The following is a 13,064-nucleotide window of genomic DNA, read 5'->3' as shown; positions in this document are numbered from 1 at the left end:
AATTTATCCTTTGTGTTCAATAATTTTATATCTTTTATGGTTAATAACGGTTTTTTCTGGTAAATCTAATTGATTAAAGTTTTCCATAATTGTTAAGTCAACAATAACAGAATTGTCGTTAATCTTTTCCACTTTTCCTTTTATACCATCATAGAATTCTACAATATCTCCTATTTCAGCGATTGTCATTATCGTAGCCCCCTTTAGAAATTAACTAGCATTTATTGTACTAAAATTTACATTTTAAATAAACAATTTACGTCATTTTTCCGAAAATAGTTACATTATGAGAAATTTTAAGGTGAATTATTGGAAAAAATAATTGGAATCATGCATAACTGAGATAAGGGCATATTTTGGGAAAGGAGTGTACGTATTATGAAATTTATTAGTAACAACAATCATACAGATCCAACTTTAAATTTAGCTATGGAAGAGTATGTGTTGAAAACAGTGCCGATGGACGAAGACGACAGTTATTTTTTATTTTATATCAATAGACCTTCTATTATTGTAGGGAAAAATCAAAATACGATAGAAGAAGTGCATCAACCTTATATTGACGCACATCATATTGATGTGGTAAGACGAATTTCAGGCGGTGGCGCGGTTTATCATGATTTTGGGAATTTAAACTTTAGTTTTATTACTAAAGATGATGGAGATAGCTTTCATAACTTTAAAAAATTTACACAGCCTATCGTAGAAGTATTAAATGAGTTAGGTGTGGCAGCAGAGTTAACAGGGCGTAATGATATTCAAGTTGGGCAAGCGAAAATATCGGGTAATGCAATGGTCAAAGTTAAGGACCGCATGTTTAGTCATGGCACCTTGATGTTAAACAGTGAATTGGATGAAGTTCAAAATGCATTGCGTGTTAATCCGGCTAAAATTCAGTCTAAAGGTGTTAAATCTGTTCGAAAACGTGTGGCAAATATTCAAGAATTTTTAGATGAGCCATTAGATATTGAAACGTTCAAATCAATCATTTTGAAAAAGCTGTTTGGTGATGCCGAAGTCGAATCCTATCCATTAACTGAAAAAGATTGGAAAAATATTGAAAAATTAAGTAATGAAAAATATCGAACATGGGACTGGAATTATGGTAAAAATCCTAAATATAACTTTGAGCGAGAACATAAGTTTGATAAAGGGTTTGTTCAATTGAAGTTAGATGTGAAAAAAGGGCGCATTGCGCATGCCAAAATATTTGGTGATTTCTTTGGTGAGGGAGACGTCACAGATTTAGAAAATGCGCTTGAAGGTGTTTCTCATCATAAAGATGCAATTGAAGAGGCGCTAAAAGATTATGATATGTACCATTATTTTGGGGATATTCCACGAGAAGCATTAATTGAGTTAATGGTATAAAAATAACAGGACTATTCATTGATAAATCATGGATAGTCCTGTTTAATTTGGAAGTGAATGTGTGATGGAATTACTCAACGTTAACTTCCTCCAACTTCAAATATTCCTGAGTATACATATTAAATGCCTGTTCATTTCTATCAATTAGTGCAGCGTCAATTAATTGTTGAAGTTCTCGCTTTCTTTGATTTTTTAAAGCTTCTTCAATGACAAGTTCAACACCAAGCTGGTTAATTGTGTGTACAGAATTTACAATAAAATGTCTTTTTACATCTGTTTGGTTTTCCATGATGTGTCACTCCTTTGTGTATTGAGTATGAATTAAGTTATTAAACAGTATAACGAATGAACACATAAAACGCAATAAGTTTTCTGAATTTTTAAAGTAATTAAGACAGAATTTTAACATATTTGTGTAATAAAACATTTTTAGTAACGAATTCTCATTGACTTACCTTAAGATAAACATATAATAAGTATTAGAAAGAGAGAACCTACACCTTTTGACGAATAGGAGGGGTTCTAGTATGAACCATAAATTTAATTCAGCCTACGCCATTTGTAAAGGAGATATGTTTCTTAGACCTGTCGATGGACCTGACGGTATTCTCATGAGCACAGAGGTTTTCAGATATGATGGTGAACAGTTTGTTGTTCATGATCGTACGCAACGTATCATGGAAAGAAGTTGTAGGCATTATGGTGAAACCTATGCAGGAAGAAAAGGCCAAGCGAAACGTATTGCAAGTATCTCCAATAAAACACCGATTTTACTCACTCCCATTTATCAAACTTATTTTTTTCCCACACATTCCGATAGAGTTCCCGAAAACTGCTGGATTAACATGCATTATGTAGTTAAATTAAAATCGATGAAAGGATCTCGCTGCAAAGTTACTTTTGCGAATGAACAATCCATTATTTTAAATGTTTCTCATCATAGCATTAAGCATCAATTTTTAAATTGTATTTATTTCGCTTATTTGATGGGAAGATCGAATCAAGTCCAAACGCATAATCCAGAGAAACCCATTGATTATAGTCAAGAGCGCTTTAATATTTTTGAAGCTTTGTCCCAATATGCATTATTAGAAAAAGCAAAAAAAGAAATGAGCGAAAAGAAAGACAATGATAGTCATTTTTTAAATCTTTAGAACATATCTCATAGTTTTTCGTTTAGGCTGCTTGAACCTGAATGACTGTGGCCGAGTAGCCTAAACTCATGTTATATAGCAACACGCAGGATTTTTAGCGTTATCGCAATAAATAGATTAAATTAAGCATTTCAACAGCGCTTGATTAGAAGTGGAAAGTTAAGCTAAAGTGCATTAGGGTGAGACTTTTTAAACAAAGTGTAAAGATTACAGAATATCTATCCGCATAGTGTAAATGTTCTATTAACTTTTTTACAAATTTCTCTTGATTTCTTCATTGATGTTGCTATAATTGTATTTGTGATTGAAAATTAATCCACAGTAGCTCAGTGGTAGAGCTATCGGCTGTTAACCGATCGGTCGTAGGTTCGAGTCCTACCTGTGGAGCCATGGAAACGTACTCAAGTTGGCTGAAGAGGCGCCCCTGCTAAGGGTGTAGGTCGCGAAAGCGGCGCGAGGGTTCGAATCCCTCCGTTTCCGTAAATTATACTTCAAAGTCCTTAATTTAATAGGCTTTTTGAAAAGCAAGTGTCAAAAAAGTGTAAGTTACTTTTTTGACACTTTTTTATTTGATTGAAAACCAGTCATATCAAGAGATTGACATGCATCACTTAATCTCTTCGGAAACTCAATGTACCGATTTTAGACCTCGTTTTTAGGGTTCTTCATTTTTTATGGTGGGATGACATAAGTCATCCTGCTTTTTTGTACAAAAATAGCGCAAATGCCTCTATCATTTTAAGTGACTAAACCAAAAATAAAGGAGACATATTGCGCCTATGTGTAATGATATATTAAAGTTACTAAAAATTAAAGATAATAATATTAAAATCACTAAAGTTGAAGAAGATGTAGTTATTAGAGGTAAGAAATCTAACGTCATCTTTGGTACCCTTTCATACAAGCCTATGACTTGTCCTCACTGTTATCATTCGAATCCAAACCGAATACACAAACACGGAAAACGTTTATCGCGAATTACTTTTTTAAGATTCCAAGAGATAGCAGTGTATTTAAAACTGTTAAAACAATGTTTTAAATGTATGGATGGAAAGTGTTACGCTTCTACAGAAAGTATGAGGATATCATTGCTTATACGATTGGAACCCCTCAATTCAATAATGGAGCGATTGAAGGAATTAATCAAAAAGTTAAACTGATTAAAAGAGTTTCATATGGCTATCGCAACTTTTATAACTTCAAAAATCGCATTTTTATTATTTTTAGACTGTATAAAAGACCAAAGAAAAAAGCAATGCCACTTTTCAATAGTGAAATTGCTTAAATAGATTGCGTACCGAGTCGAGACTCCCGAGGCATAGAGCCGAAACCGAAAATCCATTTTGGCTTCTTATGAGCTACAATAAAAGCCAAAATTAGTTGAGGTAAGGCGCCTGGGAAAGCGAGACTCGAAGAAGCAATCGGAAGTTTGCGACTTAATTATTATAGACACATAACCACCATATAAAGTGTACAGCCGTTTTTAGCTAGGATAAGACTAAATGCAGGTGTCCAATCCTTACAACCTATCAAACTTACCTATTACAACAATATTGCTATTCAAAGTATAAGGGGCATTATAAAAATTGAAGTCCCTTTTGGCCTAACGAAAAAAACGATCATATACATATGAACGGTTTTTTTGAATCGTTTCCCAGAAAAACTATTTTACATTTATAAGAGAATAGGGGTTTTACGTGTTAATTTAAAAGCAATCAATCGTTTTATCAGTGTTTTAAATCTATTTTTAGTCACTCTTACACGAAGACTTAGCGATATCGTATCTTTCAATGCATTTAAAAGATACAAATTATCTTTAGATGCGTTATAAAAATAGTGTGCGCGTTTCCTACTGCCTGATATCAAATATAGTACTTCATGTTTTCTTTTTTTATTGTAATAAATATGTAGAAAATAAAATAATTGTCAAAATTTCGGGTATATGAATGTAAGACACGCGAGATGACGTGCGTTTTAATGTATGAGTGTCAGAACTATCGTGATGGTTTTCTTAACGATAGGATTATTTTTATTCTATATTATTCGACACCATAAAGTTCATTTAAGCCAATTGTGAGTTGATCGGTACGTCGTTCATTCGCAATGACCAATGTATTTTCTAATGTGTTAATGCTTGCAATGTAACCTTGAATGGTATGAATCTGTCCGGAACGCCAATAGCTAATTTGAGTGAAGGCGTTTTTAGCAATTTTAAAATGCAGCATTTGATTGATTTCGTTGATTTGATCTTCGCTTAAATCTGGGCGGTCTATTTTTAGTTGATTGGCTTCGAATTGTTTAATCTCTGAAAATTGTTCGGGTAGTGTCGCAAAGGGCGCCCATTTCACAATACCGCGTCCTTGAGGGATGCTCGCATTTAAATATTGTCTAGGAATCTTTCGATAATCGGTTTCGGATTGATACGCAGTTGGCAGTGTTTTATCTTTCATTGAAAATCACCTCACACCAATTATAGAACATATGTTCTGTTTTGTGAAGTGAAATTAGAACGTACATTTGCTAATTTAAATTATTTATTTCAAATCTTGCGTTATATCGACTAAAATATAAAGGGATTACATAGAAGAGGTGTGGAGAATTATGATTAGAAAAGCAACTTATGAAGACGCACATGCGATTGCAGAATTGACCTACATGATATGGCAAGATATGGAATTGGAAATTGTGCAACGTTATGCTAAATCGACCGTTATCCATGCACTGATGAAAAGTATTACGGATGTGCATTATCGAAATGCATTGACACATGTTCATGTCTATGAGGTAAACCAACAAGTAGCAGGTATGATTGTGGCATATCCTGGGAAAAATGAAGCACAATATGAGAAAGAATGGGAGCGTTTACAGTTTGATACGCCTATTGAACTTGAACATACGACGCCTTTACCTGTGTTAGAGGCAGATGAAGATGATATTTATATTGAGTCAATTGCGACATTTCCTGAGTTTCGAGGACGTGGTATTGCGCGTCAGTTAATGCGCTACCTTTTATCATCTGATAATCACGCGACATGGGGCTTGAATTGTGAATATATCAATGAAAAGGCATACCAACTCTATCGAAAAATGGGCTTTGAAACAATAAAAGATAAAATGTTGTACGGTCATCGTTATCGCTATATGAAATATAAAGGTGGGAACAAGGTAGATGCTTGACGTAAAAAATGTGAGTTACTGTATCGATGATCAGCGGATTTTAGATCATGTCAGTTTCCGTGTAGATCAAGGTGAAGCAATTGCAGTTGTAGGACCTTCTGGTAGCGGAAAAAGTACGCTATTAAGAATAGTAGCTGATTTGATTAGTCCAACGGAAGGAACGATACAGTTTAAAAATGAGCTTTATGAAACATACGAACCAGAAGCTTTAAGACAAAAAATTAGTTATTTACCACAATCGGTTGAACTCTTCGGTGATACAATACGAGATAATCTCATTTTTCCATCACACGCACGAAAAGAAGGATTTGATAAATCACGTGCGAAATATTTATTAGATGCGATGGGCTTAAAAAAATATAAACTTTCAGACTCTGTTCATCATATGTCGGGCGGTGAAAAACAGCGCGTGACGATTGCGCGTCAATTGATGTTCAAGCCAGATTTGCTTTTACTGGATGAAGCGACGAGTGCGCTAGATGATATTAATAGCAAAAAAATCGAAAAGTTTATTTTTGATTTAGTCAAAGAAGGAATGTCTGTGATGTGGATTACACATAATACAGAGCAAAGTCACCGTCATTTTCATCGACAACTTGAGATTACAAACGGCACCATCACAAAGGAGGAACAATGATTATGATGAGTACAACTTCTTTGTTGTTAACGTCTTTATTGTTATTGATTCCGATACTGATTTCTTTTAAAGAAAGATTGCATATCGCAAAAGATTTAATTATTGCTGCGATACGTGCAGTGATTCAGTTGGTCATTATTGGTTATTTGTTAGAATTTGTCTTCAAGTTAGAACAAGTATGGATTGTTATTGCTTTGATAGTAGTCATTATGATTAATGCTGCAGCGAATACACGAAAACGTGCTTCAAAAATTATGCACCATGTTTTTTGGGTTTCGTTTGCTGGAATAATGACAGGTGCTGTTCTTTCTTTAGGAGGCGTTCTGTTAACTGGTGCGATAAGCTTTAAGCCGAATGAAATTATTCCGGTTGCTGGTATGGTAGGGAGTAACGGGATGATTGCGATTAATTTGAGTTATCAAAATTTAGATCGGATTTTTACGAAAGAGACAGAATCTATTGAAGCAAAATTATCGTTAGGTGCGGGACCTTCATTAGCTGCAAAAGATGCAATTAGTGAGAGTATTAAAGTAGCAATTGTTCCGACAATCGACTCAGTAAAAACATACGGGCTAGTCTCTATTCCAGGAATGATGACTGGGCTTATTATTGCCGGTGTTCCACCTTTACAAGCGATTAAATTTCAACTCATGGTTGTTTTTATTCATACAACGGCAACGATCATTTCAGCGCTTGTTGCAACTTATTTAAGCTATCGACAATTTTTTAATTATCGCCATCAGTTAATTCAAATTAAAGCGGATTAAAACATTTGTATATATCGCTATATATCATTACAATGAAATTGATAGTCTACAAGAGACTTTTGAAAAAAGAAAAGGGTGGGAAGTGACATCTCATCATTGAAGCGAGATTTCGTACTTCCACACCCGTCATGATTTAAAAATTAATCACATAAAATGAATGCGTACTGGAGGTTTTATACGCCACCCAGTAAAGCGCTGATATAAATGCCTAATGCATACAAAACACCGAAAAATGTATTTGTTTTTCCTGCTGCTGCCATTGCCGGCATCATTGTTTGTGGCGTATCGTTCTTTTTGAAACGGCGATAAACTTTGATTGGCAGTGGAAAACTTAACAATGCAAGTAAATAGAAGAGGGATCCACCATCTTTGAAAAGTGCCGTATAAATCACGAATAGATATGCTAAAATGTAGCATGTTGCCATAAAAATAAGCGAGCCACGTTTGCCTAATAAAATAGGCAATGTACGACGACCGCTTTGTTTGTCTTTGACGCGGTCACGAATATTATTAGCCATATTAATGAGGCCGATAGTAATTACAATTGGAATGCTAATCCAAAAAGCATAGTTTTGAAGATTGCCTGTTTGTATGTAAAAAGCGATGACGATAATAATCATCCCCATGAATACACCAGAGAATAATTCACCAAGGGGCGTCCATGAGATTGGGAATGGCCCGCCTGTATAAAGGTAGCCTACTGCCATACATAAAAGTCCGACAGGTATTAACCAAAATGAAGTTTGGATTGCTAAGTATAGTCCAAGTAAAGCTGCGATGACGTAAAAAATGAGTGCGAGTCTTAAAACGTGTCCAGGTGTCATGCCGTTACGGACAATGGCACCACCGATACCAACTGACTCATGATCATCTAGACCTTTTTTAAAGTCATAGTATTCATTAAACATGTTCGTAGCAGCTTGGATGAGTAAACAAGCGACCAACATTGCTAAGAATAGACTAAAGCGTAAATGATCTTCGCTGCCTAATAAAAAAAGTTTAGCAGTTGCAGTTCCGACTAAAACTGGAACAACAGAAGCAGTGAGTGTATGTGGGCGCATGAGTAACCAGTATTTGTGAAATGTTGAATGTTTTTCAAATTCAGTCGCCATATCAATAACCTCTTTTTATAATATTTATAATACATGCCTATTATAAATAAATTTTACTATTAAATCAATAATAATATTATAAGAAAGACACTTGCGAACACAACGACGATTAAAAATGTTAGAATGGAGTAATGGATGAAACTTGATTATGATGAAAGAAGTGAGAATGAGATGACTGTTGACGTCTGTGAACAGGCAATCATGGATGCGGTCAAACAAACGACACAGCAATGGGTTTCGATTGAAGTGAAGTTGCAAAAGCAATTGGATCCGATTACGTTGTTTGAAATGTCAAAAGAAGATGCAGGAGATCGTTTTTACTTTCAGTTAAATGATAGTAAAACAACTTTTTTTGGTTACCGTGTTGCAACAAAAATTAAAAATGATTTCACAAATAAACGCTCTATTTTTAAAGAATGGGAAAAGTTTAAAGACAACATTGCATTAATCCATCCTGATTCTGAGCGCCATCATTTACGAATTTGTGGGGGGTTTCAGTTTTCTACAAAGCGTCTGGGGGATGAATGGCGCCGTTTTGGTGTGAATCACTTTATTTTGCCTGAAGTTTTAATATCACAAGTAAACGATGAAACGTTTTTAACTTATACAGTACAAAAAGAAACGTTTTCTATAGATCAATTTAATGCGCTATTCGATCAATTGAATCATTTAGAAACAATAGAAATAAAAGATACGACACCGCCACCGGTGAAACGTATGGAAGACATATATAAAGATGAGTGGGAAGCTTTAGTTGCAAAGACAACAGAACAGTTAGCTCATGATGAAAAAATTGTGTTATCGCGCAGACGTATGGTGCAATTTGATGCAGATTTAAGTATTCCAACGATACTTTATCGGGCTTTACAAAATGAAAAAAACAGTTATCTATTTGTTTTAGAATCCGAAGAAGATGTTTTTATATCTCAAACACCGGAACAATTGTTTAAAGTTACTAACGGGGAATTATCTACGAAAGCCGTTGCAGGAACAATTCGTCGTACGCATGATGAAAAAGTAGACCAAGCACATGTCGAAGCTTTTCTGAAAGATGAAAAAAACTTAGTTGAACATGAAATTGTAGTCGAAAGCATACTCGAAGATATACGACCTTTTACGACGCATGTCGACTATAATAAGGAACCTAAAATTTTAAAAAATGATCATTTATATCATTTATATACAGAGATAGGTGGCCCACTTGCACAAAAATCATATATCGAATTGATAGATGATTTGCATCCAACACCTGCACTTGGGGGTTACCCGAAAGCGCGTGCATTAGATTATATTGAAGCGCATGAATTCGGCGCACGTGGTTTATACGGGGCACCTGTAGGCATGATTGATATGTATGATGATTGTGAGTTTATTGTGGCGATTCGTTCGATGTTAATGAACCGACATCAAGCCTTGCTTTTTGCTGGTGCAGGTATTGTTCAAGAATCTAATGCAGCTGAAGAAGTGGCAGAAACAGCTTTAAAATTTAAACCAATGATGGAGGCACTAGGGGTGACTGAGTATGACTAATCAAAGTGATTTAACAGAACAAGTTTTTCATTTCGTTTCTGAGCTCTATGCGTATGGCTTGCGAGAAGTAGTGATTAGTCCAGGTTCTCGTTCGACACCAATCGCTTTGGCGTTGGAGTGTCATCCTGAAATTAAAACATGGATTCATCCAGATGAAAGAAGTGCTGCTTTTTTTGCATTAGGATTAATGAAGGGAAGTCAACGTCCGGTTGCAATCGTATGTACTTCTGGTACTGCCGCTGCGAATTATGTCCCTGCCATCGCAGAAAGCCATATTAGTCGTCTGCCACTTGTCGTATTAACGAGTGATAGACCACATGAGCTTCGAAATGTAGGGGCACCACAAGCGATTAATCAAGTGGGGATGTTTCAAAATTATGTTCGGTTTCAATGCGATTTGCCAATAGCAGATGGTACAGTGCATATGACTGAATTCAACGCATATCAAATCCAAAAAGCGAGTCAATATTTTGACGGACCCCAACAAGGGCCTGTCCATTTTAATTTGCCGTTTCGCGAGCCCCTTACACCCGACTTATCACGTTTAGACTTACTGAAAACAGAGACGTATGACCGTCCTAAATATCAAAAATCAATAGATTTAAGTCGTATTGAAAAAACATTGAAGCAAGCGAAAGGCTTAATTGTCGTTGGTGATATGCAACATCAAGATATATCACAAATTTTAACGTTTGCTACCGTGTATGATTTACCGATACTTGCGGATGCATTAAATGGCATACGTGCCACACAACATCCAAATGTGATTGCAACCTATGATTTACTTTTGCGTGCTGGACTTGAAATTGAAGCCGATTTTGTTATTAGAGTAGGAAAGCCGGTCGTATCTAAAAAATTAAATCAATGGTTGAAAACAACAGATGCAGATCAAATTTTAGTTCAAAACAGTTCAAACGTAGACGCATTTCCTAAAAAACCGGATTACTTTTTTGAAATGTCACCGAATGACTTTTTTAGAGCTTTAGGTGAGGTGCCTGGCACATATCGTAAAATGTGGCTGAGTCAATGGCAAAATATGGAAGAACAAGCCCGTTTAACGATTACGGAGCATCAAAAAAACGCTAATGATGAGTCTGCATATGTGAGTCAGTTACTGGATAAATTAACGGATGAAGACTGTTTGTTTGTAAGCAATAGTATGCCAATACGTGATATTGATAATTTATATTTTAATCAACGCGGTCGTATTTATGCCAATAGAGGTGCAAACGGAATAGATGGGGTTGTCTCAACTGCTTTAGGTATGGCTGTTCATCAAAAAGTAACATTACTTATTGGGGATATTGCCTTTTACCATGATATGAATGGTCTGCTTATGTCTAAATTGAATGACATTCATATGAATATTGTGCTACTCAATAATGATGGAGGCGGTATTTTCTCATATTTACCACAGAAAAAGAGTGCTTCCCAACATTTTGAACGCTTATTCGGAACACCTACAGGGTTGAACTTTGAATACACTGCATTACTTTATGATTTTAATTTTAAGCGTATTCAAGACTTACAGGCATTTGAATATGCTAATTTGACGACGATGACACCAACATTGTTTGAAGTGATGACGAATCGTGAAAAAAATTATGACGCCCATCAAAATCTTTATCAGAAATTGAGTGAAATTGTAAATGTTACATTATAATTGGCATCGGGCACAACAACCGAGCAACAAGGTTTTAGTATTGCTACATGGGTTTATCAGTGATCAACGCACATTTGATTCACATATCGAGATATTGACAAGAGAAGCGGACGTAGTTTGTGTCGATCTTCCAGGACACGGACAAGATCAATCTCCCATGGATATTCAATGGGATTTTGATTGGATTACTTCTGAATTGCATTTGGTGCTTCAACAATTTGAAAGCCAAGCTATTTATTTACACGGCTATTCAATGGGGGCGCGGGTAGCACTTTATTATGCACTCAATCACGCTTCATTGTTGTCAGGTTTAATACTCGAAAGTGGTTCTCCAGGAATTCAAGATCCTGTCGCACGTCATGAGCGACAACAAGTGGATGCAGCACGTGCACGTGTCCTTGAGATTGCAGGGCTCGAAGTATTTGTGAATGATTGGGAGAAGTTGCCATTATTTCAGACACAACGATGGATATCTGAATCGAAACAGCTTCAAGTGCGTCAGTTAAGAATGGCACAGAACACAGCAGGCTTAATTAAAGCTTTAACAGATTACGGAACGGGCCATATGCCGAATTTATGGGATCAGTTGAATACTTTAGAGTTACCTGTACAATTGATTGTTGGTGAATGGGATGAGAAGTTTGTATCGATTGCACATCAAATGAAAGCGGCGTTACCTAATGCGAGTTTAGAAATTGTAGAATGCGTAGGCCATACGGTTCATGTGGAAGATTCACCCAAATTTGATACAATATTATTGGAGTTTATTAAAGGTTACTAGAGGAGGCCAACCATGGAAAGACAATGGGAAACATTAAAAGAGTATAAAGAAATTAAATACGAATTTTTTGAAGGGATTGCAAAAGTTACAATTAACCGTCCACATGTACATAACGCATTTACACCTAATACTGTACAAGAAATGATTGATGCTTTCACACGTGCGCGTGATGACGAGCGTGTAGGTGTCATCATTTTAACTGGAGAAGGCGACAAAGCGTTTTGTTCAGGTGGAGACCAAAAAGTACGCGGTCATGGGGGCTACGTTGGAGATGACCAAATCCCACGTTTGAATGTATTAGATTTACAACGTTTAATTCGTGTCATTCCAAAACCGGTTATTGCGATGGTTAAAGGTTATGCTATCGGTGGAGGAAACGTTCTTCAAGTCGTATGTGATTTAACAATTGCTGCAGATAATGCACGTTTTGGACAAACTGGACCAAAAGTGGGTTCATTTGACGCAGGTTATGGTTCAGGCTACCTTGCACGTATCGTAGGACACAAAAAAGCACGTGAAATTTGGTATTTATGTCGTCAATACGATGCACAACAAGCACTTGACATGGGTATGGCGAATACAGTCGTTCCTTTAGCAGATGTTGAAGATGAAACAGTGAAATGGTGTAAAGAAATCATGCGTCATTCTCCAACAGCTTTACGATTCTTAAAAGCAGCAATGAATGCAGATACAGATGGTTTAGCTGGATTACAACAATTTGCAGGTGACGCAACACTCTTGTATTACACAACAGATGAAGCAAAAGAAGGCAGAGACGCGTTTAAAGAAAAACGTGATCCTGATTTCGATCAATTCCCTAAATTCCCATAAGTTGAAAAGAAGGAAAAGTCATCAAAAATAAAAACCGATGG

General features: G+C 36.0%; 14 protein-coding genes, 2 tRNA genes and 1 pseudogene. 13 read left to right on the top strand and 4 right to left on the bottom strand.

What is annotated here, in order from left to right:
- Positions 1 to 3 precede the first annotated feature (3 nt).
- Positions 4 to 189, bottom strand: coding sequence for a YkvS family protein (locus MUA40_RS08685; RefSeq protein ID WP_016424687.1), 186 nt, complete (start codon positions 187 to 189; stop codon positions 4 to 6).
- A 189-nt stretch (positions 190 to 378) separates the two neighbouring features.
- On the opposite strand from MUA40_RS08685, the gene MUA40_RS08680 reads away from it, so the two are divergent.
- The gene (locus tag MUA40_RS08680) at positions 379 to 1,371 is read left to right on the top strand and encodes a lipoate--protein ligase (RefSeq protein WP_126496442.1); all 993 of its coding nucleotides are present in this window, start codon (positions 379 to 381) and stop codon (positions 1,369 to 1,371) included.
- Between the two features lie 70 nt (positions 1,372 to 1,441).
- On the opposite strand, the gene MUA40_RS08675 is transcribed toward MUA40_RS08680, so the two are convergent.
- A complete protein-coding gene (locus tag MUA40_RS08675; RefSeq protein ID WP_016424689.1) occupies positions 1,442 to 1,660 on the bottom strand; it encodes an IDEAL domain-containing protein in 219 nt (72 codons plus the stop codon).
- Positions 1,661 to 1,898: 238 nt separating this feature from the next.
- Between MUA40_RS08675 and MUA40_RS08670 the strand changes: the two genes are divergently transcribed.
- The 5 genes and pseudogenes from MUA40_RS08670 to MUA40_RS08650 all read left to right on the top strand — a co-directional run.
- Positions 1,899 to 2,525 carry a competence protein ComK gene (locus MUA40_RS08670; protein WP_126496443.1) on the top strand — a complete coding sequence of 209 codons (627 nt, stop codon included), beginning with the start codon at positions 1,899 to 1,901 and terminating at the stop codon, positions 2,523 to 2,525.
- A gap of 315 nt (positions 2,526 to 2,840) precedes the next feature.
- Positions 2,841 to 2,915: transfer RNA gene (locus tag MUA40_RS08665), tRNA-Asn, on the top strand.
- A 1-nt stretch (position 2,916) separates the two neighbouring features.
- Positions 2,917 to 3,005, top strand: a tRNA-Ser gene (locus MUA40_RS08660).
- A gap of 299 nt (positions 3,006 to 3,304) precedes the next feature.
- The gene (locus MUA40_RS08655) at positions 3,305 to 3,685 is read left to right on the top strand and encodes a transposase (RefSeq protein ID WP_016424704.1); all 381 of its coding nucleotides are present in this window, start codon (positions 3,305 to 3,307) and stop codon (positions 3,683 to 3,685) included.
- A pseudogene (locus MUA40_RS08650) lies at positions 3,643 to 3,810 on the top strand (transposase); the annotation flags it as partial. The gene MUA40_RS08655 and the pseudogene MUA40_RS08650, both read left to right, overlap by 43 nt.
- Before the next feature lie 754 nt (positions 3,811 to 4,564).
- Here MUA40_RS08650 and MUA40_RS08645 read toward each other — a convergent pair.
- Complete coding sequence (locus MUA40_RS08645) at positions 4,565 to 4,975, bottom strand: YolD-like family protein (RefSeq protein ID WP_016424691.1); 411 nt, start codon at positions 4,973 to 4,975, stop codon at positions 4,565 to 4,567.
- A gap of 151 nt (positions 4,976 to 5,126) precedes the next feature.
- Here MUA40_RS08645 and MUA40_RS08640 point away from each other — a divergent pair, with 151 nt between their 5' ends.
- From MUA40_RS08640 to MUA40_RS08630, 3 genes are read left to right on the top strand one after another with little or no spacing between them, the layout of a single operon-like run.
- On the top strand, positions 5,127 to 5,702 hold the full coding sequence (locus MUA40_RS08640; protein WP_016424692.1) for a GNAT family N-acetyltransferase: 576 nt from the start codon (positions 5,127 to 5,129) through the stop codon (positions 5,700 to 5,702).
- On the top strand, positions 5,695 to 6,339 hold the full coding sequence (locus MUA40_RS08635) for an ABC transporter ATP-binding protein (protein ID WP_016424693.1): 645 nt from the start codon (positions 5,695 to 5,697) through the stop codon (positions 6,337 to 6,339). Before MUA40_RS08640 ends, MUA40_RS08635 begins: the two co-directional genes overlap by 8 nt.
- 2 nt (positions 6,340 to 6,341) lie before the next feature.
- Positions 6,342 to 7,106: an ABC transporter permease gene (locus MUA40_RS08630; RefSeq protein ID WP_081635158.1), complete on the top strand. Its 765-nt coding sequence runs from the start codon at positions 6,342 to 6,344 to the stop codon at positions 7,104 to 7,106.
- A gap of 173 nt (positions 7,107 to 7,279) precedes the next feature.
- Here the strand turns inward: MUA40_RS08630 and MUA40_RS08625 are convergent, their stop codons facing one another.
- Positions 7,280 to 8,218: a 1,4-dihydroxy-2-naphthoate polyprenyltransferase gene (locus tag MUA40_RS08625; RefSeq protein WP_016424695.1), complete on the bottom strand. Its 939-nt coding sequence runs from the start codon at positions 8,216 to 8,218 to the stop codon at positions 7,280 to 7,282.
- A gap of 171 nt (positions 8,219 to 8,389) precedes the next feature.
- Between MUA40_RS08625 and MUA40_RS08620 the strand changes: the two genes are divergently transcribed.
- From MUA40_RS08620 to menB, 4 genes are read left to right on the top strand one after another with little or no spacing between them, the layout of a single operon-like run.
- Positions 8,390 to 9,748, top strand: coding sequence for an isochorismate synthase (locus MUA40_RS08620; RefSeq protein WP_037559214.1), 1,359 nt, complete (start codon positions 8,390 to 8,392; stop codon positions 9,746 to 9,748).
- Positions 9,741 to 11,411, top strand: coding sequence for a 2-succinyl-5-enolpyruvyl-6-hydroxy-3-cyclohexene-1-carboxylic-acid synthase (gene menD, locus MUA40_RS08615; RefSeq protein ID WP_016424697.1), 1,671 nt, complete (start codon positions 9,741 to 9,743; stop codon positions 11,409 to 11,411). Before MUA40_RS08620 ends, menD begins: the two co-directional genes overlap by 8 nt.
- Positions 11,398 to 12,192, top strand: coding sequence for a 2-succinyl-6-hydroxy-2,4-cyclohexadiene-1-carboxylate synthase (gene menH / locus MUA40_RS08610; protein WP_262569415.1), 795 nt, complete (start codon positions 11,398 to 11,400; stop codon positions 12,190 to 12,192). Before menD ends, menH begins: the two co-directional genes overlap by 14 nt.
- A gap of 12 nt (positions 12,193 to 12,204) precedes the next feature.
- Positions 12,205 to 13,023 (top strand): 1,4-dihydroxy-2-naphthoyl-CoA synthase, encoded by an 819-nt coding sequence (gene menB / locus MUA40_RS08605; RefSeq protein WP_016424699.1) that lies wholly within the window; start codon positions 12,205 to 12,207, stop codon positions 13,021 to 13,023.
- Positions 13,024 to 13,064: the final 41 nt, after the last annotated feature.

Source organism: Staphylococcus schleiferi (assembly GCF_025558325.1).
Taxonomy (GTDB): domain Bacteria; phylum Bacillota; class Bacilli; order Staphylococcales; family Staphylococcaceae; genus Staphylococcus; species Staphylococcus schleiferi.
Note: the sequence above shows the minus strand (reverse complement) of the source record. Positions and strands in the feature narration are given on the sequence as shown.

Excerpts from the sequence above, each read along its gene's own strand:
- MUA40_RS08685 (WP_016424687.1), bottom strand. The coding sequence starts at position 189 with ATGACAATCGCTGAAATAGGAGATATTGTAGAATTCTATGATGGTATA.
- MUA40_RS08680 (WP_126496442.1), top strand. The coding sequence starts at position 379 with ATGAAATTTATTAGTAACAACAATCATACAGATCCAACTTTAAATTTA.
- MUA40_RS08675 (WP_016424689.1), bottom strand. The coding sequence starts at position 1,660 with ATGGAAAACCAAACAGATGTAAAAAGACATTTTATTGTAAATTCTGTA.
- MUA40_RS08670 (WP_126496443.1), top strand. The coding sequence starts at position 1,899 with ATGAACCATAAATTTAATTCAGCCTACGCCATTTGTAAAGGAGATATG.
- MUA40_RS08655 (WP_016424704.1), top strand. The coding sequence starts at position 3,305 with ATGTGTAATGATATATTAAAGTTACTAAAAATTAAAGATAATAATATT.
- MUA40_RS08645 (WP_016424691.1), bottom strand. The coding sequence starts at position 4,975 with ATGAAAGATAAAACACTGCCAACTGCGTATCAATCCGAAACCGATTAT.
- MUA40_RS08640 (WP_016424692.1), top strand. The coding sequence starts at position 5,127 with ATGATTAGAAAAGCAACTTATGAAGACGCACATGCGATTGCAGAATTG.
- MUA40_RS08635 (WP_016424693.1), top strand. The coding sequence starts at position 5,695 with ATGCTTGACGTAAAAAATGTGAGTTACTGTATCGATGATCAGCGGATT.
- MUA40_RS08630 (WP_081635158.1), top strand. The coding sequence starts at position 6,342 with ATGATGAGTACAACTTCTTTGTTGTTAACGTCTTTATTGTTATTGATT.
- MUA40_RS08625 (WP_016424695.1), bottom strand. The coding sequence starts at position 8,218 with ATGGCGACTGAATTTGAAAAACATTCAACATTTCACAAATACTGGTTA.
- MUA40_RS08620 (WP_037559214.1), top strand. The coding sequence starts at position 8,390 with ATGACTGTTGACGTCTGTGAACAGGCAATCATGGATGCGGTCAAACAA.
- menD (WP_016424697.1), top strand. The coding sequence starts at position 9,741 with ATGACTAATCAAAGTGATTTAACAGAACAAGTTTTTCATTTCGTTTCT.
- menH (WP_262569415.1), top strand. The coding sequence starts at position 11,398 with ATGTTACATTATAATTGGCATCGGGCACAACAACCGAGCAACAAGGTT.
- menB (WP_016424699.1), top strand. The coding sequence starts at position 12,205 with ATGGAAAGACAATGGGAAACATTAAAAGAGTATAAAGAAATTAAATAC.